This is a genomic window from Caballeronia udeis (genome assembly GCF_044909315.1).
In the GTDB taxonomy this organism is placed as follows: Bacteria; Pseudomonadota; Gammaproteobacteria; order Burkholderiales; family Burkholderiaceae; genus Caballeronia; species Caballeronia udeis_A.
In genome coordinates, this window is sequence record NZ_JBIYEB010000023.1 from 133311 (window position 1) to 155892 (window position 22582).

Consider the following 22582-nt stretch of genomic DNA (forward strand, 5'->3'; position numbering starts at 1 on the left):
ATCAATTCAAACACGGTTTGCCCTTCTCTTCGCAGAGGTATTGCGGCATGAGCCGCGATGAAATCGATCACGCCTATGACGGCAGCACGGTGTTTCCCGATGTGCCGCAATGGCGCACGCGCTGGCTCGAGCGCAATGCCGCGTTGACGTTATCACCGGCAGTCCAGCTCGATGTGGCGTATGGCAGCGAGGAGCGTCAGAAGGTCGACATCTTTCCGGTGGGTGATCCGAATGCGCCGACGCTGCTGTTTTTTCACGGCGGTTTCTGGTCGCGCAATGGCAAGGAAACCTTCCACTTTCTCATCGATGCGTTTCATCGCGCCGGGTTCAACGCGGTTTTCGCCAACTATAGGCTTGCCCCCGTAGCGGACTTCGGCATGATCGTCGCAGATGCGTTGCAGGTGAGCCGCTGGCTTGCGCAGAACCTGCAGGCATTGGGTTTCGCAGAGCGCAAGCTAGGTGTAGTCGGTTGGTCGTCAGGGGCACATCTGGCGGTGCTGCTGGAAGAGTCACCCGTGGTCGGAGCGATTCTTGGTATCAGCGGCATCTACGATCTCGAACCGATGCGGATCAGCAGTATGAATGATCTTCTCGGCCTCGATGAAGAGGCTGTCGCACACCATTCGCCGACACGCCTCCAGCCGGGCGTCGCCGCGAATGTGGCGCCCACGACGATTGCGTACGGCGGGCGCGAGTTGCGCGAGTTTCAGCTGCAGTCGCATGATTTTTATGAAGCGCGCCGCTCACAGGGTTGCAATGTCGTGGTGATGCCCATTGACGATCACCACCACCATAGCGTGCTCGAGGCACTCTATGAACCCGCTGGCGTACTGAATCCGGTTCTCGTACAAATGAGAGCCTTTATCCGCTGAAGCAGATTGCGAGGAATTTTTGATGTCGATCAATCGCCAAAACAGGCAGCCGCCGGACTTGCCTCTTCGCAAGGTAAACGGGCATACGCTTTATTCACATGTCGTGTCCGTTGAGGGCGGCCGGCATATTCATATCTCCGGACAACTGTCCCGTGATTCAAGCGGCAACGTCGTTGGTGCTGGCGATATGGCCGCACAGATCGAGCAGGTCGGCAAGAACGTGCTGGCCTGTCTCGTAGACGCCGGAGCAGAGTTGACCGATCTCGTGAGAACCACAACGTACACGACCGACATCGATGAATTTTTCAAGCATGTGGATGTACGCATGAAGTATTTTGGACCGGGAATGCCAACCAGCACGACCGTCGAAGTTCGTCGCCTTTCACATCCTGATTTTCTCGTCGAGGTTGAAGCCTACGCTGTCATTGCCTAGTAGGGGCCCATTGCTGATGAGATCGTTCCGTCGTCTGGGGCCGGGGTCCCATTGGTGCCGCCCAATATGAACCGACGGACGAGTCAACTTGATCCAATGCTGCACTGAGGGCCTGGCCCACTGATACGTGGCATAGTCGGCCGACATTGGGAAGACTCACAAAAAGGCAATTTTCTTCAACCCGTCCATTAGCTACTCACCGATGATAGTGCATCGCTATGCGATGCGGTACTACGCAACGGAATTGCGAAAATTCAATTTTTTTGATCCATCGGGCAGGACAGTATTTTACCAGGCACCGAATGATAAAGCTGACTGTGAATGGCCAATTGCGGGATGTGATGGCGCTTGACGACACGCCCTTGCTTGACGTACTACGATCGGAGCTAAATCTCAAGGGTTCCAGGTTCGGATGTGGTCTCGCTCAATGCGGAGCGTGCATGGTGCTGCTTGATGGGTATCCGGTACCTTCTTGCGACACGCCGCTATGGTCAGCAGCCGGTAAGCAGGTGGTGACAGTGGAAGGCCTTGGAACCCCGACCTGCCCGCACCGTCTTCAGGCGTCGTTCATCAAGCACCAGGCGGGACAATGCGGATACTGTTTATCCGGCATCCTGATCCGTGCGGCGGCCCTGCTGCATAAGAACCCGAAGCCGAGCGAGGCCGACGTTCGGCAAGCATTGGACGGTAATCTTTGTCGTTGCGGGGCTCACAATAGGATGGTTCGTGCGATCCTTGATGTATCGGAGCAGTGATGAGTTCGCAAGAAAGCACCCGCGCGTACCTCCCGAGCCTGGAGGCCAACCCAAGACTCGGTGATTGGCTGCGATTCCGCCGGGAAGGGTTCGTTGAGATGTATTCTGGAAAGGTCGAGATTGGGCAGGGGGTGCTCACCGCGCTGACTCAGATCGTAGCGAGCGGATTGGAAATACCGTTCGATCGGGTGCATGCGATCGCAGCGTCGACGGAGCGTAGCCCCGACGAAGGGGTGACATCCGGAAGCTTGTCGATACAGCATTCCGGCGCTGCTTTGCGTCAGGTTAGCTACGAGGCGAAGTCCATTTATTTACTTGCGGCAGCTCAGCATCTCAAGGTGCCGGTCGACGCGGTGACAATCCAGGATGGATGCTTTCGAGCCGCTAAGCAGCAGGTCTCATACTGGGAGCTTGCGGACGATGAGCTTTTGAATCGAACGGTCGCCGGCGCTGGCGCCCCGTTCACAAATGAAGGCACATTTGCCGAGCGGATCGATCTGCCGGACAAGATTTTTGGGCTACCGAGATTCATACATGACCTAGCGATGCCAGGTATGTTGCACGGTCGCATACTTCGGCCGCCCACGGCTTCCGCGACGCTAGAGTCATGCGACGATCAGAAAGTGCTTGCCTGCGACGGTGTCGTGGCAGTATTGCGTGACGGAGGGCTCATTGGCGTGCTCACTGTGACTGAACGACAGGTGGACCTGGCCCTTACAGTCCTTCGACGTTGTGCCATATGGCGGTCGGTCGACGAAACCCTGCCTGATGAAGATCAACTGGACGACTGGTTGCGATCGCGAAGCATTGACAGCAAAGTGGTCTCGACGCGTGCACCGAACGAATCGGAGAACAGCCGATCGCCTGTTCGAACTTTGAAAGCAAGCTTCAGCAAGCCTTTTCTGGCTCATGCTTCGATTGCGCCTTCCTGTGCGCTGAGTTTGTTTCAGGAAGATAAGCTTGAAGTCTGGACCCACAGTCAAAGCATCTACAACCTGCGAAAAGATCTCTCCCTGGCTTTACGAATGACCGCCGACAGCATTGTAGTTCGGCATGTTGAAGGGGCCGGTTGCTACGGGCACAATCCCGCCGACGACGTCGCATTCGATGCGGCGTGGTTGGCGCGATCGGTTCCAGGACGAGTCGTGCGCGTCAGGTGGACCCGGGCGGACGAACTCACCTGGGCGCCGTTCAGTCCTGCCATGGCGATCGATCTTGAAGCCGATGTGGACGAACACGGTTCAGTCCTTGAATGGCGACATACTGTGTGGAGCAATGGACACAGTACCCGGCCGGGCCGCTCGGATAGTCCAGCGCTCCTTGGCAGTTGGTATCTCGATCCCCCGTTTGAACGGCAAGCGGCAATCAACGTGGCTCTGTCGGCCGGTGGGGGTGCCGACAGAAATGCAGTCCCTTCATACGATTTTCGTGCGTGGAATGTGATCAATAACCGTCTGCTTGATATGCCAATCCGAACGTCCGCAATGCGAGCGCTCGGTGCTCTCGGCAACATCTTTGCGGTTGAGCAATTCATGGAAGAGCTGGCTGAGGCTGCGGGCGCTGACCCCGTCGAATATCGTTTGAGGCACACGACAGATGTGCGTGCACGCGGCGTCATCTTAGAGGCGATCGAAAGATCTGAGTGGAATCACGACCTGCCGGAAGGCTGGGGCCGTGGAGTTGCATTTGCCCGTTACAAAAATACGGGTGCATATTGCGCCGCAGTTGCGGAGATCGAAGCGTTGGAAAACATCAAGGTTCGGCGCCTGACTCTTGTTGTGGACGTAGGGATCGCTATTAGTGGAGATGGGGTCGTCAATCAGATCGAGGGAGGCGCTATTCAGGCAGCAAGTTGGGTGCTAAAAGAAGCACTTCGATTTGACCGGCAGAGGGTAACCAATGAGGACTGGGAAAGTTATCCGATCCTTAAATTTACGGAGGTACCGTCGATCGATGTTCATATCGTCTCGTCGACGGCATCCTCGCTTGGCGCTGGAGAATGCTCCGTCGGTCCCACGGCGGCAGCAATAGCAAACGCTGTATCGAACGCTCTAGGCGTACGAATCCGGCGTATGCCAATCACTCCAGACCGGATTGTTGCGGCGTTCGACCAGATCTAATCTACAAAGAAAGGGAGGCTTCAATGTCATTATGCCATTGTCAGGCTGTTCGGTCGGTCACGTAAGATGGTGCGATGAAGAAATCGAAATCGCTCTGTCATGGTCACCGTTTCCCGGCTGGTGTAATTGGAACGCGAGAACCCTGCCGTGGATGTAAAGGGAAATGACAATGGCAGGCACCATGAGGAAGAGTACCGATGCCACGGCAAGGGGCGGAGCTACTCGTAGTAGTGTTGAAGCCGTAGTAATGGCGGTGAAGCGAAGGGGTAGCGTTATCCCATTGACGAAAGTCGCCAACCTGCTTTGCGGGGTTGAGTGACGTGACATCAACAAAACTTACCGCATTGCGAAGCGTACAGTGCGGGAGGCGTACCAGCTGGTGAGGGCCAACCGCGGCGCTGCTGGAGTGGACGATGAAACCATGGCCATGTTCGAGCAGAATCTGTCGGAAATCTTTACAAGCTGTGGAACCGGCTGTCGTCGGGGTCGTACTTCCCGCCACCGGTAGCAGGTTGAGGTGCGCAGCGAACTCATTCTTGAGCCACTTGTCGTTATCGAACAGCTCGCGCATAAGGGCATCGGGTTTCGTTGCGTGAAATAATGTGCCGGGAAGAAGCGCCCCTTGCGATAACTCCAGTTATCAGATGTGGCGATTTTTAAGCAAAAGGGAAAACGACGGTTTTCTCGCTCACACAGCTAAAGTTGTAGCTACTGACCTGCACCGCCCAGAACGTGCTTCGTTGGTCCGCGGCTGGTCTCGAACCGTCGCCGTCCCACGGGCCTCAAACGCTCAGATGGCGGGCCTTTTCATACTGGCCAGTGGGATCTCGTGCGGCTGGTCGAAGTAGTCCAGGCATGCCCGGGGCAATTTCGCGGGCGCAAATGTCTCGAAGAGGCACAGCGTCGCGGCCTCCTTGGATTCTTCGACGGCTTGATGGAACCGATCGCAGGCGTCGCCCAGACCCCGCTGGTGGACCTGCGCCTGTGCTGCGTCAGACAAGACCCCGCTCTTCAGAACTCGATGGACGAATTCCCACGCCACGAGCGCGCCGTCATCAGGAAGCATCGGGTCCGTGAGCAATGCTCCCATGCGCGCTTCCCAGTAGCGCCGTTCACTTCTGTACCGTGCCAGTTCTCGCGGCACGATAAACAGATGCTCGATCTGGTTGTCCAGGCGGGCAAATAGGCGAGGTGTCCGCGCGTCGTCGTCGTCCTCGAATTCGTGCTCATCGTCGCAGTAGATCAACTTCGGCACGCCATCGACAAAATACCGCTTCAGATGCAGCAGCTCGTGGAACACCGACGCCCCGCGGGGAGGGCCGGTGTCAGGTATCAGAATGCGTGCCGTCCGTTTGCCAAACTCGCACGCCATGGTCTGCTGGTCCGACACCTCCACTTCTATGCGCAGATCCGCATGGCTTTCAATTTTCGCGACCAGTTTTCGCAGCTGGATCGGCAGGTCGGTGAATAGCTCGGTGAAGTATGGAATTGACATAACCTGCGGCCCAGATGATTGACGTCGTCATTGCGACGACCGCTACGACACAAGATTAGTTGAAGTCGCAGATCGGGCTACAGATTTAGTTGAGATCTGAGAACCGATCGACATAACTTTAGTTGAAATGGAAGTCGGCCTCGGAAGCCCGTCTCGTCTGGCTTAGCGGGGAATTTTTGCGAAGCGGAGGAGGGTTACAACTTTGGTTGTGTGGGCGATGCGAAAAAGCTCCATTCGTCACTGTGAGGGATGAGCCGGCAGCACGCTCAGGACAGCCTAGAACCGGGTACCGCCGCTGGCGCGCACGACTTCGTGAGGCTATGATCAGACGACTCGCAGGGGCGCGAGCAGAACGAGATGGAAATCGAGAGAGACCACCATGCCAGAATTTGTCACAGCGCGGCCTCGGGCACTCGGCCTCGTTTCCGACGCAGTGCGGATGCCAAGGTTCCCTAGGCAATGTGCCGAGGTACGCCCGTCGGCTCAGCGCCGGTCGTGCGGCCATAATGCGGTCGCATCGTGATTAGGCACTGGCCAGAATGCAACCGATCCAACTGAATCGCCGGTTCTTCGAGTGGCGTGATGGGCTCAGCGTCGCCACTGTGTACGGATGGCGGCTCGGTCTATCCGGTGACCTGTTATCGTGGAGCGATCTGCTCACCCGTCGACGTGTTGTCATCCTCGCGGAAGCGGGGAGCGGCAAGTCCGTTGAGCTCGAGTATCAGGCGCAGCAGCTGTCCGCCGCAGGCAAGTTTGCCTTCCATGCCACTGTGCAAGACGTGGCACGCAATGGACTGGATGGGGCGTTGCGTGCCGCCGATCGGCAGCGCCTCTGCGAGTGGCGCTCGGCCAGTGATCCCGGATGGTTCTTCATCGACTCGGTTGACGAAGCCAAGCTCGACAACATTCGCCTCGACAAGGCGCTGCGGCAGCTCGCCAGCGACATCGTCGCGCATGAAGGCCGCGCCTTTGTCGTGCTGTCTGGACGGCACACGGACTGGGAGTTCGCACGGGACGCACGACGGCTTCAGGATGAACTGCCGATCCCTGCTGACGAACCGGTGGATCCGCCATCCCTCGGGAATCTAATCCGCTGGTTGCTCAATTACGAAAAGCGTCCCACTGAAACTCCCCAAGAAACCCCCCAAGAAACCCCGCTGATCGTCCTGATGGCCGCGCTTGATGATGACCAGATGCGGCTGTATGCGAGTTCGAAGGGGGTTGAAGACGTAGACGAATTTCTCGCCGCGCTCCGTTCGGGCAATCTGGAAGAGATAGCGCGACGGCCACTGGATCTCGACTGGCTCGCCAGGTACTGGCGGAGCCAGGGCCACTTGGGCACGTTCGCGGCCATCGTCGAAGCAAGCCTTCGCGAGCGACTCTCCGAGCCAGACCCGGATCGGAGCCGGCAGGACAGGCTGAGTCCCGAGGCGGCCATGCAATGGCTCGAGCGGATTGGTGCGTCGCTCGTTTTTGGGCGCAAGGCTACGATCGCAATTCTAGACGCGGATGCACCGGTACCGACTGATCAGGACGTGCTCACGATCGAATCGGTCCTATCGGACCGGTCCAGCAGCGAACGGCAGCTGCTATTGAGCAGACCTGCGTTCGACCCCGCGACGTTCGGGCGGGCACGTCTGCACAACGACAACGAAGGCGTGGTCCGTGCCTATCTGGCTGCGCGCTGGTTGCGCCGGCTCCGGGGGGCTAACCTTTCGGAGCGGCGGCTGCACGACCTGCTGTTCACACAAAATTATGGAATCGAGCTCGCTCGGCCCTCTGTTCTCGAGACGGCAGCGTGGGTTTGCATTTGGGATGAAAGCGTCGCGCGAGAAGTCGTGCGGCGCGCGCCGTTCGCGCTGTTCACGGCGGGGGATCCGTCGAGCCTGCCAGCGACAGTTCGCGCGGCTGCGGTTCAGGCGCTCGCAGCGAGAATGCGGGAAGGCGAAGAAGTCCCATTGCTGGACCTGAGCACCCTGACGCGTTTTGCACGGGCGGACATCGTGCCGACCTTGCGAAGCCTCTGGGAATCAGACGCATCCCATGCGGCGATCCGTGTTTTCGTGCTCCGGCTCATCTGGCTTGGCGCATTGCGCGACTGCGCAGATCTCGCGACCAGTGCGGCGTACGGGCAATACGAAGACCGCAGTATACAGATCGTGGCTGGGAGGGCGGTGATCGCGACGGCGGATCTTGGACAGAAGCAGGCGTACGCCGGGCACATTATGCGCAACAGCGCCACGTTGCCGTCATCTGTCCTTTGGGACGCCGTGGAAGACCTGTTTCCGACGGAAGTTGGGGTGGACGGCCTGATCGCCATTTGCGGGGTCGTCAGTCTGCGCAATGAGACAGGAAGCGGATTCAATATCGAATGGGACGGCGCACGCCTCGCGCGAAAGCTGTCTGATCCTTTAGCACTGGCCCGATTGATCTACGGCCTGATGGAGATCGGCGGCGCCGAACTCGCTCAATTCGAAAACGTGGACACTGAGACCCGGCGCACGTTCTTGCCACTTCTGGCTGCTGCCGCCGAAAGGCTACTCGAACTCTCGCGTCCCGACACGACCCCCGACGCTGCAATCGACGCTGTTCTCTACGTCGGTGATCGTCGCCTCGATCGCACTGGCAGACACGGTGGAGTGACGCAAGTTGCGATCGCAAGGTTGCACGAATCCGCGGTTCGCCGCCGTGCGGCATTCTGGCGCGCGGCGGAACGCCTATCGACCAGCGCGACGCTGAACGGCAGGGCCTTGCAGGCCGTCTTCCAGATGGAGTTCCTCGGTTGGTCGCCCGGACTCGTTCTGGACGATCTCGAATGGTTGCTCGCTGACGGGTCGTCGCGCAACTTAGCGGACGAACAGCGTCTCGCAACCAATGCGGCGCTTGATCTGTGGGAGCGAGTCGGAAGACCCGGACCAGTCCTCGCACGCATTGAGGCTGCCCTCGCTGCGAGCCCCGCGATGCTCGAATTGATCCGCCATTGGCTGCAACCCGCTCCGAAATCGGCCGAGCTTCTGCGCAGCGAAGCCGAACTTGAGGCCGCAGTTGCGGAGAATGAAAAACATCGCGCGGAAGTAGAGCAATCATGGGTCGACCTGATTGAATCGATCCGAAATGAAGCGGAGCCTCTGAGCAACGTTGTACAAACCTCATCCCAAGGCGTCGACGGCCGCCTATACGACCTGTGGCAACTGCTGCGCGAAGCGAACGGAGGGAAGTCTCACTACGCGCTAGATAGTGTTGCTCCTCTGACTGAACTTGTCGGACCCAAGGCGGCAGAGGCATTCGCAATCGCGATGCGACAAATGTGGCGAGCGTGGCGGCCGACCTTGCGGAGCTCGAGGCCGCCCAAAGAGCGCAACCAGATCGCCGACTTTGACTGTATGGGCGTCGCAGCAGTATCACTCGAGGCAGCAGGCGTGCCCTCGTGGGCAACAAGGCTTACCGAAGAGGAAGCTGCTCGGGCGGGCGAGTACGCGACGCTTGAAATCAATGGGCTTCCGGGCTGGATCGCAGATTTGGTGAACGTTTGGCCCGCAGCAGTCCAGCGCGTCCTGTTGACCGAAGTGATCTCCGATCTGGATAGTCCTGAGGTGAACGCGCACCTCCCGTCTCTCGACTATATCGAGCATGCCGACGACGATGTCACAGGACTGATGGCAGCTCCGATTTGGCACGAAGTCGAATCTCGCGACGATCTGAGTGTGCGCGCGCTCAGACCCATGCTGTCGATCGCGGGGAAGGGGCTTGCTCAGGATAGGCACCTACCGGCACTTGAGATGGCGATTGCGCGCTTTCACGCCGCGACTGACCCACAAACCGCGGCGTTGTATCTCGGCTTTGCCTGCGCGATTGATGGCCAAGTTGCAACCGACGCACTGCTGACAAAACTAGATCGACTCGCCGAGGCCGGGCAAACCGCGCTAGTCCTTCAGGTGTTACCTCAGATTTTCCAGTCACGGTTTTCGTTGCTACCTGGTCGCGCGGTGAGTCTGGATCTCGCAACTATCGAACGCATCGTGGTTCTGGCCTATAGGACCGTGCGGGTCGAGGACGATCACGACCGGACCAATGGGGGCGCGTACTCACCGGATGAGCGCGACGATGCCCAGGACGCTCGCTCAGCCGCATTCAAACAGCTCGTTGAAACCCCGGGACGCCAAGCATTTGACGCGATATTGCGATTGTTAGATATCCCCGGTTTTCCAGTATCGCCATCGCGACTGCGAGCGCTGGCGCACGAACGTGCATCGACGGATTCCGAACTGACGGCATGGACGGGGGAGGATGCTTTGCGCTTCGAGCAGCGATTTGAGCGTGCGCCCACTACGGGCCGTGAGCTCCAAATGCTTGCGATCCAACGCATCGAGGATCTTCAGCATGATCTTCTGCACGGCGATTTTGCCCAGGGCACCACGCTCAGCAACCTACCGAACGAACTGGCAGTGCAGGCCTGGATCGCCGATCGGATGCGCCTTAGCCAAGGAAATTCCTATTCGGTCGAGCGCGAACCGGAAACCGTGGGAGCGAAAAAGCCGGACATGGTCTTCACTGCGCGCGCTGCGGATGCCAAGGTCCCTGCAGAGATAAAGGTCGCGGAAAGCTGGAGCATCGGCGAACTCGAGGACGCCCTCGAGCGTCAGTTGTGCGGGCAATATCTGCGCGCCCGTGATTGCCGCGAAGGTCTATTGATTGTCGTACATCAACAGGCGCGTTCGAAAGGTTGGGCACTGCCGGATGGCCAGTTCCTTTCGTTCGTTGAACTTGTGCAGCGACTCCGCGGATTGACAGCGCAGATTCGGCATCGGTCGCCTGAAGGTCCGCAGCCTGAGCTGACCGTAATCGATGTGTCCAGCTGCGACGCCGGCACGCCGAAGCGGCGCAACAACAGTACAAGAAAAGCGGCCAAACTCCTGAGAAAACCTTCCAGGATTGAAACGAGGTAGGCAATTGAAACACGCCGGATCGACAACCATCTCGGCATTGGCCTTGGATCTTGAGGCGGTCCGCTTGGGATCGGCACGTCCGAGTTGGCTTGTTGATTTCCAGTCGTTCCTGGAAAGACGCTCTTTCGGGGTCACCTAGACCAGCGTCGCGATAGACGGGATGCCTTCAGGATTCGGAAAATATTGCACGATAGCCGCAATGCGCAGTCAATAAAATCAATCAGCCATTCGTCTTCAAAGCAAGGAGGCCGATCGTTGCGAGGCATGATGTGCGCCAAGGCTTATGCAGCAAGGCTTTCCCGTATGCTGGCGTACGTAAAATTCCGAATCTAGAAGGCACCCCTTCAACAGGGCGATCTACGGCAGCAAGTGGGCGCTCTGGCCGGCAATCTGGCTTCAGTTGAGGCCTCACATGCGAGCGACGCCGCCGAATTGGCGCGCACACGCGAGCAACTGGCCGCGTTGCTGGCAAGCGCTCAAACGAGGCGCGAGGCACGGGTAACGAAACAGGTTTCCAACAAACGCAAAAGTGCCTCGCAGGTGCGCAAATCCGCTCGCGGTCCGCGATCTTGACGGGGCGTGCCGGTTCCCGGCATCAGCTAAAAATGATTTGTGGCTCGCTGAAGGTGACGTGTCGAAGCTGTCGTCGCCTCCGTGAAATCTACAAACTGGACGAAACAAGTAAATGCTACCATCCGAACGAGCGAGATTTTGCCGTCAAGTTGGCCAGCAATCAGTCGACTTCAGTCTGACGCGGTCGCCTTCCACCATTCCAACAAATTGAAGAACTCCCGGTGAACGACATCAGCCTGAAGCGCCCAACGATATTGCGCTGGTCGGGTAGTAAAGCGAAACTGGTACCAGATCTACGGCGACTTTCTCCGCGAACGTTCAATCGTTATGTCGAGCCCTTCGCAGGCTCGGCATGCCTGTTTTTTTCGATGGGACCAGCGAGGGCGATACTTGGTGACGTAAATCCAATGGTCATTGACGTCTATCGAGCCATCACGCGTGATTTTCACGCTGTGGCCGATGTTCTAGATACGATTCCGATGACCGGAGATGCTTTTTATACGCTGCGCGCCATCGACCCAGCGACGTTGGATCTAACATATCGTGCTGCGCGTCTGATTTTCCTAATGAAGGCGTGCTTCAACGGCGTGTACCGCACGAACAGGTCTGGAAAGTTCAACGTGCCGATGGGCAGCCGCGTCTATGCGCTCCCAACTCGTGAGGAGCTAAGCCGTGCTGCAGCAATGCTGGGCGGTGCCACGCTTATTGCCGGAGATTTCCAAACAACGATCGCCGAAAGCACCGCAGGCGACTGGGTATATATGGATCCGCCATATCGTCAAGCAGGTCGCTACCGCGGCGAATATGGATACGGGGCGAAATTTGACGATGAAGCTTTTGAACAATTTGTCGTGGTGGCAGAGAAGCTCGCGGCACGAGGCGTTCAAGTTATGGTCTCGTATCAATATGACGAGCGCCTCATCGACGCCCTAAAGGGATGGTGCGTGCATTCGGTAACAGCAGCCAGGACGGTGGCGAGCAAGACGGCCTCGCGCGTGCACGCACGAGAAATGATAATGACGAGTTACCCCTCTAAATGATCGATCTCGAAGCACCATTGGTTCGCCTAGCCGTTATTAGCGACTTGCACGCGTTTGCGTCGCCTGAAAAATCCAAAGACTCGGTCATGGATTTAACTGGCTCTAATAACAACGTGGCAAATCCGTTGATCGACTTGATTGACGCGGTGACTGAACGAGGGCTAACGGCCGACGTGCTTGTTTGCGCTGGAGACATATGTAATCAAGCGGATCTACCAGGGCTCCAGCGGGCATGGGAGAAAATCCATGTCTTGAGTCATGCTCTGCGAGCAAGTCAGACAATCTCAACATGCGGAAATCACGATTTGGATTCGCGGTACCTATCAAAAGAGAGCGACCCAGATCCTAAGGGATTTCTTCTGTCATTGAACCCACCCTTTCCGTTCGAAGACGAACCGTTAAACGATCGATATTGGGCTCGCAATTATGCGATGGCAACGCTCTCAAATGGAGTGGTCATTGTTTCGCTGAACTCGAGCGCCTTCCACGGTGGTAAACCAGAAGAAATTGACCATGGTCGCGTTAGCCGTAGAACTATCGACGCTTTGTGTGCTGAGCTAAGAGGCAAACGGACAGCATCCGCTCACATTCTTCTGTGTCATCACCATCCTGCGCCACAATCGGGCTGGCAAGGCCGAGCGGACATCGAATACATTGCCAACGGGCCAGTTTTGTTAGACAAACTCACGAAGGCGACTGACAGCTCTTGGTTGGTCATCCACGGGCACCGCCACGTTCCTAGGCTGATACATGGTGCCTCTCCGTCCAATCGCGTCCCATTTATTTTTGGTGCCGGAAGTCTGGGCGCACGCATTCCCGGGGTGGCCAACCAGTTTCATATGGTCGACATACACCAATCGGCTGCGTCTGATCACACATCGATAGTCGGTGCAGTCCGGACGTGGTCGTGGACGGACTCTGCGAAATGGACATCGTCCACCGGACCTGCCGGCTTACCAGCAGCATGCGGCTTTGGCTATCAAGGGCAAACCAAGGCCTTGGCCTCTCAAATAGACGCACTGGTCGGTCAGAGCTTCGCCCCGTGGACACAAGTCCGTTCTAGTGTGCCATCCGTAGACCTGTTGCTACCAGACTCGTTATCCCAGTTGGTGCGAGATTTGGAGAGCCTCGGTATTCAAATAAATTATGCGAAGGATGGTCAACCTTCGCAAGTTGGACGTTAAAAGGAATCGACATGGACCCAGCCATCGGATTCTTTTCTAGTTTTAATGCAAGGCATTTAGACGCCGAACAAGTCGCTAAGTCGTTCGTCCCGAGTAAGAAGTTCAATGGACTCCTAGCCGTTCAGAACTCGCTTCTCGTCGGTGCGCGTGGCAGCGGCAAGACGCACATGCTAAAGATGCTGCAGCCCAAAGCACTCAATGCTTGGGATCACGCAGAAGCAGAAGCTATTCGAGAGAAGATTCCTTACTGGGGGATCTTCGTGCCCGCGGATGAGGCTTGGCGACAACAGATAGAATTTGCGGCAGCAGATCTCGCCGGCGACGTCCAAGAGCGGTTCCGGTTGGCCGTTTTTTCAACGCACGTTGAAAGATCACTCATAGACTGTTTTTTGCAGCTCACACACGATCGGCCTAGTCAAGATAGGGGTTTCGCGAAAGTCAACCTTGATTCAAATGTGGAGTCGGAAATTTGCCGAACAATAGCGCAAAGCTGGAAGCTGAAGCCTCGAATTCACTCTCTGCAGGGTTTGCGACAAGCTTTGGTCGATAGAGCGGCCGATCTTTACGAGAGTGCCGAATTGCCGTTCGGACTTGACGAGCTATTAGACAACTGTCAAACGCAATGTATTCAAGCTGTTTTGCGCGCTGTGAATGCTTTCGACTCTGCAATCGGACGGTTCGAAGGCCGTTGGTGTCTAATGTTCGATGAACTCGAGATCGCGCCTCCGGAAGTGCAAAAATTGCTTTTCCGGAGTCTGCGGTCCACGGATCAACGGCTCTTGTTCAAGCTTGCACTTAGCCCATCGACCGAGGCGTCAAGCGTCTTGAATGATGTTCTTGGGCCATCGTCCGGCAACGATTTCGAAGAGATATCGCTGTACACAGACCCCAAGGAGTCCGCTGCGTTTTGTCAAAGCCTATGGGAACATCTTTCCCGGGGAACGACTGCAGAACACCTCCCTCCAACCGCGGTGCTTCGGCACTCGGCATTTCATGAACCCGACAGTTCGAAACCTTATGGGAAGGGCGGGCGATGGCAGGAAGCTTCGACCAGGCTTGCTTTGAAGGATCCGTCTTACGTATCTTTTCTTAAGCAATACGACCTAGATCCGAACAGATTAGAACTCGCCAGCCCAGCATTGAAGAATTCTGTAGTGCGCAAAATCGGTCCGGTCGTTGGCTTTCGTGACTTTATGCTTAAGGCGGATCCAGCAACGAGCGTATCCGGGCGGTCGAATATTCGAAATGATAAGAGCCGCCCCTCGAGGCTCTACTCCGGTTGGGAGGTACTTTGTCTTGTTACTGAAGGCAATCCAAGGTGGTTCACGGGTATCGCGAGAAGTTTGCTTATTCATAGGCAAGGGAGCGCTTCTGGTCGGGAATTATCAGTGGAACAACAATACGAAGTATTTTTGTCCGCTGCGCGAAAATTTATGTCCTATGTCGCCACGATTCCAAGCGCAGCACCCAGCGTTACGGATGGAGGGGAGGGCGGTCTAAAAACACTCGTCGATCGATTAGTCGATGCCTTCCGTACGGAAGTGCTTGCAGGCGATTTCGTTCTCGATCCTGTTCTATCTTTTCAGGTAGATAAAGGGATCTCTGAGGACACCAAGCAGGCGATATTTGATGGACTCTACGCCGGCGCATTCATCCCTGTGGGGGACGTTGATCGGCAGTTCGCGTTCTCTCGTAATCTTGAAGGTCAGCGCCTTAGACTGACTTACTTAATCTCACCCCTGATGTTTCTTCCACTGCGCACGGGGAAAGATAGAAAATTGTCTACGTTGCTGCGGCCTGGCGCTCAACGCCTAGGATTACGGAAGCATGGGATTCGAAGGAACATACGCTTACATCCTGATCTCAAACAAGTGAGCCTGTTCAATGAATGACGAAACTCCGAGTAATCTGTCGGCAGCCGAGCTTGAGGCGGAGAGATATGACCTACTCATCTGCGCAGGAGGATTCGAAACCCGTGCTACGTTTATCGCGAACGAGCTTCATGGTCGTTTTGAACGAGCTGTAGCGATTGGCTTTGATCACAATCAATGTCTTTCCTACGAGCCTAATTGCGCATGGTTTCGCGCCCACGGCATCGAAATAGTCGAAAGTGTGCGTAAGAACGAATTCCCTTCGGTTTTGGGCCGCCTTCTAGCGCCAGTGAACGATGCTATGTCGCGACGCATAGCAATAGATATTTCTTGTTTCGATCGCTACAGGTTGGCGGAGCTTGTTTCGGCAACGCAAAAGCTCAGTAGAGAACGCAGCTTAACGATCGACTTCTGGTACAGCGTCGCAAAATTCGAGGCACCGCATCCCGTAGCGGGGCGGAACGAAATTGCCGGGCCCATAAACCGCACTTTCGCTGGCCGATTTGTTGATCCGAGTCGACCGCTCGCGCTCGTTGCCGGTCTAGGCTATGAGGCGGGAAAAGTAGTCGGTGCTGCGGAGTTTCTGCAGGCAACCAGAGTCATCTCGTTTTTTCCGGAATCACCGGTTGCTGGTTTCGCCCCGGAGGTGCAGAAGGCGAACCATTCGCTGCTAGTGGAAATTGCTCCGCATGATAGTCTGAGATACGAAGTCGATGATCCGCGCAGGACGATCGCGATGCTTGATTCGGTCGTTCGTGGACTAAGTATTGAGTATAACGTAGTATTGCTTCCAGGCGGACCGAAGATTTTCGTGCTGGCGTGCTTACTCGTGCAGCGAATGCATCCACTTATCTCGGTCTGGCGCGTGAGTTCTGGCGCGTCCCTCAATGTAAGAGATGCCATTCCCAGCGGGTGTGTCGTTGGTTTGCGTTGGATGCCGTGATTGACTAGCTAGCGTATTGAGAGACCGCCTTCCGACGCATTTAAGTGATACGTTGTTTGGGCGAGCGCGAGAAGTGACATAGCAAGAGCGTCAGTTGAGTAGCGCGTCCGTGTCGGGGCGACGGGTTCGCCATATAGAAGGACAGTGCGTCGCTGAAACAAGTGCTGACGTAACAAAGCATTGAGGCTTCGAAATCGGTTTCGCCCATCGAAATTTTGGTGCTGACCCGACGGGGGTCGATCAGCATTTGGGGACGGACCAATCCTTGAGATAGGACTCGCGGTGTTAAGGATGGAATACTCGTTGGGAAAGTGAAACGCTGAGGGGGGAGTTCAGCGCACTGTACGAGATTGCGGCCGTGATGAAGTAGGCCGACGATGAACAGCAAGCCGTGAAGAAGAAGGCGGATTCTGTCAAGAAAAAGGGACTGCACCGGTGTCGGCAGCACCACGAGGCGAGCCCACTGAACTACTTTGCTCGCGCTTTGCAGAGCAAAGGACATAAGGACCAAGCACTGTGTTCTTTGTCGACCGGCAAGGAATAAGCGACGCCATCGCTGATATTGGCTGTGACTTGCGATAGTTCATATTTTTGGCAGTACCTTGATGAGACCAAGGCCAATGTACAGCGTTACACAAGCTGAACGCTCCTGTCGAAGCAGGGATCCGACTGATCTTCATTAATTTGGCATGCTAGCTGCAGAGCATCAACAGTAAGCCAACCAGGCCGCCTGTTCTAATTCGACAAGGTCTTGGTTTTTGCGCGCACTCACACATATTCGAACTAACCTATGAAAAAGCAAGGAATTGCGGCAGCCGCTCAGCGCTGGCCCCTCTGGTCAAAGGTTATAGGTGCGGTGACGTTTCTCGGCGGCATTGCCTCCATCGTCGGCGTAGTGGTGGGAATGCCTGCTGCGCTCGTGTCCGCCAGGGACATTGTCTTCGGCCATACTACCAGTCAAGTGGCTGCAGATAGCACGGCTTCGAGTCGACAGGCCAGTGAGACGATTATTAGAGCAGCGCGAGCCGCCGCCGGTCCCACTGCGACAAAACAGGCCGACGTGATTGTCAACAACGACAACCGCAGACAGAACACAGAGATTAACAGGATTGATACCTACGGCGATAACGCACCAATCAATTTGACCTTCGGTGACTCTTCCACGCAAAAAGGGTCTGTGACCGGCGTGGGAGACACGAAGTGAACAATTGGCGGACGGCAATCTTCGCTGGACTGTTGTGCTTGTGCAGGTTGGCGTCGGCCGATAGCACCGTTGACATTGGAAGCATCATGACGCAAGGGTCTCATAGCCCCGTACACATGGGCCTCTCGAACACCACGGTCAACATGACTCTCTCAAATTCTACCGTCAATATGTATGGCACAGTTGTAGTTGTCGAAGTCGTTCGCCAATTCGCCAATAGTAGGGACGAGAAATTGAGAATGCTCTCAAAGCAGATCGCGGCCGGCAACACTGCAGCCGCTCTCTCAACGCTCGTCGTAACCGAAGCGGAATACGGGAAGAACGTCAAAGTACTGGCACAGCTTTATTACACAGAGAGTCATCTGCGCTTGCTCGCGGGTGACCTGCTCGGTGCTTCGGAGAAAGCGCAATTGGCGAGCACGCTTGAGCCGAAAAACTGCCGCTATCGGTCTTCAATCGCCTTGCTGCATCTGAGCACCTATCGCTTCCTGGACGCAGGAGAGGAAACTCGATCTGGCAACGTGATCGTAGATGAATGTACGAGCGGAACGGACGCGATCAGTATCGTAATGATCCGTTTTGTTCGCGCCGCACTCGCGGCAAACGATCGAAACGAGCAAATTGCAAAAGCGGAAATGGACGCTCTTGATCGGGACCTGAATGCCGTGAATGACGTAGCCTTGAAGAAAGATCAATACTACTCGCTTTTTCTAACGTGTATCTTTTCGAGCGCCGCTAGGTCTTGGTGGCAGGATAGCGCGAAGCGCTACTGGCCGGCCGCAGAGCAAAGATGCCTCGATGTCGGAGCACGCGTGGAGAAGAATGCTGTTGGTGCTTCCGTTCTCGCTAAATACGTCGGCACCGATTGGGATCCACTCATGCGCGACAGCACAGGGCACCTTCGTGCAGATCGGCTCTCAGAGCAGATTCGAACGTGGTCGAACACGTCAACGATTCCCGCATTAGGTATCGACGACGCAACGAGAGACTCTATCCTTGGATCTCTCTATGTGCAGCGAGGGTTTACCGAGGTTTGGGAGACGTACGATGTGCCGCGCGCGATGGAGGACTACAGGGTGGCATTCGGGTTGCTTCAGCCGCCGGCCGAGGCGCTACGTCCTGGCGCAATGATAGCGTTTGCAGACTTATACTTCAAAACGACCAACCTTGAAAATCTGTCTGAGAGAGTGATTGTCCCAGACATTCAAAAAGTGATGACTTTATGGGTGGAAAAGGTAGCAAGTTCTGAGCTGGAGGGTGTCGATCCAGACAATTGTAATGCGCTCGGTGGTGCGGCGTCGGTCGCTTACGTTATGCGGAGTCCCCGGGTCTCAGCGATCGACGCAAAGCTCAAGACCTGCTCACGGGTGTTCATCGCGGATACAGTAGGAGATTTGCAGTTTCGCGCGATGCAGGACGGCAGACGAGGAAGTTATTATTTGTCTATCGGAGATCAAACCAACGCGCTAGCCGCCTTGAACGATGAGATCACGACTCGAGAAAAGATGTCGGGATTTCCGTTTCCAATAAAGCAGACGAGCTCGCTTGAGGAGGCTCTTCTGAATCGTGCAATCGTTGAAAGCCTGAAAGGAGATGTGGAGCTGGCTGTTCGAGATTCTGACAGCGCGGGCGAACTTGCCTTTGCTAGGGGTGACTTGGCGCATTCTGGTAAGGCCTGGTCTCAAAACGCGTACTATTTGAATCTTTCTCGAGCGAAGGCCGGCCCGGCTCAGGCAACGATGGATAGGGCTGTCGAGCAGCTACGTGTCTTCTACGTAGGGCCGGAAATGCCTGACGATACGTGTTTGAAATTGAGTATGTACGTCACTGGATTGCAGGTCGATGTGAGACTCAGCATCGTTCAGCAACGATGGCAAGATGCCTCACGGAAAATTAGTGCAGCACGCAGACTAGTGGAGGCAAACTACAAGACGTGTTCGGAACGAACTTATGGAAGAGAGGGGATGGGCCAAATGCTATTTAGTGTCATGGTGCAGCATTTTGATCTGCTAAGTGCCGATAAGATGGTTCGCAAGCTAGCGGAAGGACAGGATCTGAAGGCGATAGGTGTCGACAATTTGATTGAGCGTGCACATCAAGCATGGCCTACGACGGAAGCGCTTGAAACAGCGATGCCCATTGTTAGCGAAATTAATCGAGTACTCGAATCAAAAAGCGGGGGTCTTTAGCATCGAAACGGTATCGTACGTTTTCATCCGAATCTTGAGCGCACCCCAACTAAGACGATCCACGCACAAAGGTCAGTTGTCGTGGCGGAGCAGACGAATGTCCGTGTGAACTCGTGGGCCAACGTCCGTAGTTGGGCCGGCGCCCGACGCGATCGGCCTTATCCGTTTAGGGTTGTTCGATGCCTGCCATCGTCCGCAGGAATGTGAGTGCGCCACCGCGCGTGCCGGCAGGCGTCGAACGAGCCTCGATGGAGGAAACCGCGGCGTGCCCCGATGCGCTCGGAGTCTTTGAGGCTATGGCGATTGATAGGCCGGGATGCCTGGCAATGTTGATGGATGCGTGGTCAGGCGGGATGCTGGATGGGCGCTTACGCAGTGATGAAGCGGTGCAGTGACGCAGTTGTGATGGCGAAGCGGACCTGCGAGGGACTGCGCGAAGCGACAGGCGCAAACGTCCGCTCGTGGGCCGCGTTGCCGCAGTGCCGACGGTCGGGTTGTACGTGCAGGGAGCGTTGCGCTCATGTCTCACCTCGGCGCATGGGTGGTGCGCGAATGGGCGCAGTGCGTTCCAGTATCTCAATGACGATCATTGGCGCACCGCAGTGCCGGCAGACAAAGACCGGAGCGACAGCAACCTCGGTTTGGTTGGGCCGGATGGGGACCTCGGGCACGACGTCCAGCAACTCACGCACCTTCGCGAGGTTGGCGCGGCGAACCGGGTTGGCAAGCAGCCCGTAATGACGGATGCGATGGAAGCCGCCGGGCAGCACATGCAGCAGGACGCGGCGCATGAACTCGCCGGCCTCCAGCGTCATGGTCTTGTAACGGGTGCGTCCCTTCGCACGGTAGTCCTTCCAGCGGAAGGTCACGCCGCGCTCATCGAATGCGACTAGGCGTTGATTGGAGATCGCTACGCGGTGCGTATAGCGTGAGAGGTACTCGAGCACGGCTGCCGGTCCTGCAAACGGGCGCTTGGCGTACACGACCCACTCGCAGGCACGTAGCGGCGCAAGCCACAGAGCAAAGGCGGCTGGATCCGCGAGCCCCACATACTCGCCAAAGAACTGCAGCTGGCCGCGTCGGTGTGCGTCTGCGAGTGCTTCGAGGAAGCGCCTTCGGAACAGGCGGGAGAGCACGCGCACCGGCAGAAAGAAGCCGGGCCGGCAGGCGATCCACCTCTGAGCATCGGGCGACAGGCCGCCACCGGGAACGATACCGTGCACGTGCGGATGATGCGTGAGCGCCGAGCCCCAGGTGTGCAGCACAAGCGTGGCGCCAATCTGTGCGCCCAGGTGCTTCGGATCGGCCGCGATGGTACGCAGTGTTTCGGCGGCGATGTCGAACAGCAGCCCGTAGATCACCGTCTTGTTGTACCAGGCGATCGCGCTGATCGGCGCGGGTAGTGTGAACACTACGTGGTAGTACTCCACGGGCAGCAGATCGGCCTGGCGCGCTTCGAGCCAGCGGTGTGCGGCACTGGCCTGGCACTTCATGCAGTGGCGGTTGCGACAGGAGTTGTAAGCCACCTCGATGTGCTCGCACCCTGAACAGCGCAGCACATGCCCGCCCAGCGCCGCGGTGCGGCACTGTTCGATGGCCGACATGACCTTCAGCTGCCCCAGGCTCAGGTGTGCCGTTGCTCGCCACGCTGGCCCGTGGCTGCGGAAGACGTCCGCAACCTCCAGCATGAGCGCTACAGCGAGCTTACTCGGGCGGCAAGCGGTCCAGCGGACTGGTGACCTCGTGCAGCAGGTCGGTGGCCACCTGGACGTAGAGCGCGGTGTTCTCAAGCTTTACGTGCCCGAGCAGCACCTGGATCACGCGGATGTCCACCTTCTGCTCGAGCAGGTGTGTCGCAAAACTGTGCCTCAAGGTATGCATGGATACGCGCTTGTCGATGTGTGCGGCCTCGGCGGCGGCATGGATGGCGCGGTTCAGCTGTCGCGTGCTGAGCGGGTCGACGGGATCGAGCCCGGGAAAGACCCACCCGCCATCGAGCATCTTGCCCTGGGCGCGCGCCACGTGCCACCAGACGCGTAGGCGCTCGAGCAGCACCGGCGAGAGCATGGCGTAGCGGTCGCGGCGGCCCTTGCCCTGCTCAATGCGCATCGTCATACGCTGGCTGTCGATGTCGGTGACCTTCAGGGCCACCACTTCGCTCGCGCGCAGTCCTGCGCCGTAGGCGACCGACAGCGCGGTCTGGTGCTTCAGGTTGCCGGCCGCCTCGATGAGGCGGCGCACTTCATCGGGACTAAGCACGACGGGCAATATGCGTGGAACGCGCACCGGCTGCATCCTGACCATCAGCTCGGGCCGATCGAGCGTGACTTGGAAGAAGAACTTCAGGCCGGTAATCGCGTGGTTCAGTGACACGGGCGATGTGCCGTGATCGACCAGGTGTAACTGGTAGCGCCGCAGGTCCTCGACGGTGGCCGTGTCAGGTGAGCGTCCGAGAAATCGGGCAAATTCGCGCACGATGCGCAGATAGGTGTCCTGCGTCTTCGGCGAAAGCTGGCGCATGCGCATGTCGTCGATCATGCGTTGGCGCAGTGGACTGGCGTTTGCCTGTAAGGAGGTCATGATTGGGCTCCTGCTGGAGAACGAGGCGGATTGCCTCATTCGCCAACATACGGAACCGTGCGGCGGACCTCCCAAGAACCGCACGCGCTGGCCGGAGCCCCTACCGCGCGAGCGGTTTCGTTCTTCGGCCCGTCCTAGCCCATCGGCGGGCCACCGGCCGACGGCTTCTTTTAAGGTGCAACCGCCGCTCGCTGAATCATGGCGACCGGCCTGTGATCGGCCATAGGGGAAGCTTTCCGCAAGCCCGAGAAGCTGGCCAGAGGAACCGTCGGTTAGAATAACGTAAGCGGTGTTTTCTCCACACTACGGAAGAAGCATGAAGGACGGGGCTGCCCTAGAACGGCATATCGTCGAAATGCGGCGTGGCTAATGACCGT

General features: G+C 57.1%; 14 protein-coding genes. 11 read left to right on the forward strand and 3 right to left on the reverse strand.

Annotated elements, in window-relative coordinates:
- Window positions 1-47 precede the first annotated feature (47 nt).
- The 4 genes from ABH944_RS30840 (at window position 48) to ABH944_RS30855 (ending at window position 4180) form a co-directional block, all read left to right on the forward strand.
- Window positions 48-872 (forward strand): alpha/beta hydrolase, encoded by an 825-nt coding sequence (locus ABH944_RS30840; RefSeq protein ID WP_404610960.1) that lies wholly within the window; start codon window positions 48-50, stop codon window positions 870-872.
- 22 nt (window positions 873-894) lie between these two features.
- Window positions 895-1305: a RidA family protein gene (locus tag ABH944_RS30845; RefSeq protein WP_404610959.1), complete on the forward strand. Its 411-nt coding sequence runs from the start codon at window positions 895-897 to the stop codon at window positions 1303-1305.
- 302 nt (window positions 1306-1607) lie between these two features.
- Window positions 1608-2060, forward strand: a complete 453-nt coding sequence (locus ABH944_RS30850; protein ID WP_404659595.1) for a (2Fe-2S)-binding protein — start codon at window positions 1608-1610, stop codon at window positions 2058-2060.
- Complete coding sequence (locus tag ABH944_RS30855; protein ID WP_404610957.1) at window positions 2060-4180, forward strand: xanthine dehydrogenase family protein molybdopterin-binding subunit; 2121 nt, start codon at window positions 2060-2062, stop codon at window positions 4178-4180. Before ABH944_RS30850 ends, ABH944_RS30855 begins: the two co-directional genes overlap by 1 nt.
- 790 nt (window positions 4181-4970) lie before the next feature.
- On the opposite strand, the gene ABH944_RS30860 is transcribed toward ABH944_RS30855, so the two are convergent.
- The gene (locus ABH944_RS30860) at window positions 4971-5675 is read right to left on the reverse strand and encodes a hypothetical protein (protein WP_404610956.1); all 705 of its coding nucleotides are present in this window, start codon (window positions 5673-5675) and stop codon (window positions 4971-4973) included.
- 539 nt (window positions 5676-6214) lie between these two features.
- On the opposite strand from ABH944_RS30860, the gene ABH944_RS30865 reads away from it, so the two are divergent.
- The 7 genes from ABH944_RS30865 (at window position 6215) to ABH944_RS30895 (ending at window position 19625) form a co-directional block, all read left to right on the forward strand.
- The gene (locus tag ABH944_RS30865) at window positions 6215-10621 is read left to right on the forward strand and encodes a hypothetical protein (protein ID WP_404610955.1); all 4407 of its coding nucleotides are present in this window, start codon (window positions 6215-6217) and stop codon (window positions 10619-10621) included.
- Window positions 10622-11415: 794 nt separating this feature from the next.
- Window positions 11416-12234, forward strand: coding sequence for a DNA adenine methylase (locus ABH944_RS30870; protein ID WP_404610954.1), 819 nt, complete (start codon window positions 11416-11418; stop codon window positions 12232-12234).
- Complete coding sequence (locus tag ABH944_RS30875; RefSeq protein ID WP_404610953.1) at window positions 12231-13418, forward strand: metallophosphoesterase family protein; 1188 nt, start codon at window positions 12231-12233, stop codon at window positions 13416-13418. Before ABH944_RS30870 ends, ABH944_RS30875 begins: the two co-directional genes overlap by 4 nt.
- Before the next feature lie 11 nt (window positions 13419-13429).
- Window positions 13430-15310, forward strand: coding sequence for an ORC-CDC6 family AAA ATPase (locus tag ABH944_RS30880; protein WP_404610952.1), 1881 nt, complete (start codon window positions 13430-13432; stop codon window positions 15308-15310).
- A complete protein-coding gene (locus tag ABH944_RS30885) occupies window positions 15303-16232 on the forward strand; it encodes a hypothetical protein (RefSeq protein WP_404610951.1) in 930 nt (309 codons plus the stop codon). Before ABH944_RS30880 ends, ABH944_RS30885 begins: the two co-directional genes overlap by 8 nt.
- Window positions 16233-17022: 790 nt before the next feature.
- Entirely contained in the window at window positions 17023-17436 is a 414-nt protein-coding gene (locus ABH944_RS30890) for a hypothetical protein (RefSeq protein ID WP_404610950.1), read from the forward strand.
- Window positions 17437-17522: 86 nt separating this feature from the next.
- A complete protein-coding gene (locus ABH944_RS30895) occupies window positions 17523-19625 on the forward strand; it encodes a hypothetical protein (RefSeq protein WP_404610949.1) in 2103 nt (700 codons plus the stop codon).
- A gap of 518 nt (window positions 19626-20143) precedes the next feature.
- On the opposite strand, the gene ABH944_RS30900 is transcribed toward ABH944_RS30895, so the two are convergent.
- Window positions 20144-21313, reverse strand: a complete 1170-nt coding sequence (locus ABH944_RS30900; protein WP_404610948.1) for an IS91 family transposase — start codon at window positions 21311-21313, stop codon at window positions 20144-20146.
- Window positions 21314-21329: 16 nt separating this feature from the next.
- Entirely contained in the window at window positions 21330-22205 is an 876-nt protein-coding gene (locus ABH944_RS30905; RefSeq protein WP_404610947.1) for a tyrosine-type recombinase/integrase, read from the reverse strand.
- Window positions 22206-22582 lie beyond the last annotated feature (377 nt).

Excerpts from the sequence above, each read along its gene's own strand:
- ABH944_RS30840 (WP_404610960.1), top strand. The coding sequence starts at position 48 with ATGAGCCGCGATGAAATCGATCACGCCTATGACGGCAGCACGGTGTTT.
- ABH944_RS30845 (WP_404610959.1), top strand. The coding sequence starts at position 895 with ATGTCGATCAATCGCCAAAACAGGCAGCCGCCGGACTTGCCTCTTCGC.
- ABH944_RS30850 (WP_404659595.1), top strand. The coding sequence starts at position 1,608 with ATGATAAAGCTGACTGTGAATGGCCAATTGCGGGATGTGATGGCGCTT.
- ABH944_RS30855 (WP_404610957.1), top strand. The coding sequence starts at position 2,060 with ATGAGTTCGCAAGAAAGCACCCGCGCGTACCTCCCGAGCCTGGAGGCC.
- ABH944_RS30860 (WP_404610956.1), bottom strand. The coding sequence starts at position 5,675 with ATGTCAATTCCATACTTCACCGAGCTATTCACCGACCTGCCGATCCAG.
- ABH944_RS30865 (WP_404610955.1), top strand. The coding sequence starts at position 6,215 with ATGCAACCGATCCAACTGAATCGCCGGTTCTTCGAGTGGCGTGATGGG.
- ABH944_RS30875 (WP_404610953.1), top strand. The coding sequence starts at position 12,231 with ATGATCGATCTCGAAGCACCATTGGTTCGCCTAGCCGTTATTAGCGAC.
- ABH944_RS30880 (WP_404610952.1), top strand. The coding sequence starts at position 13,430 with ATGGACCCAGCCATCGGATTCTTTTCTAGTTTTAATGCAAGGCATTTA.
- ABH944_RS30885 (WP_404610951.1), top strand. The coding sequence starts at position 15,303 with ATGAATGACGAAACTCCGAGTAATCTGTCGGCAGCCGAGCTTGAGGCG.
- ABH944_RS30890 (WP_404610950.1), top strand. The coding sequence starts at position 17,023 with ATGAAAAAGCAAGGAATTGCGGCAGCCGCTCAGCGCTGGCCCCTCTGG.
- ABH944_RS30895 (WP_404610949.1), top strand. The coding sequence starts at position 17,523 with ATGACGCAAGGGTCTCATAGCCCCGTACACATGGGCCTCTCGAACACC.
- ABH944_RS30900 (WP_404610948.1), bottom strand. The coding sequence starts at position 21,313 with ATGCTGGAGGTTGCGGACGTCTTCCGCAGCCACGGGCCAGCGTGGCGA.
- ABH944_RS30905 (WP_404610947.1), bottom strand. The coding sequence starts at position 22,205 with ATGACCTCCTTACAGGCAAACGCCAGTCCACTGCGCCAACGCATGATC.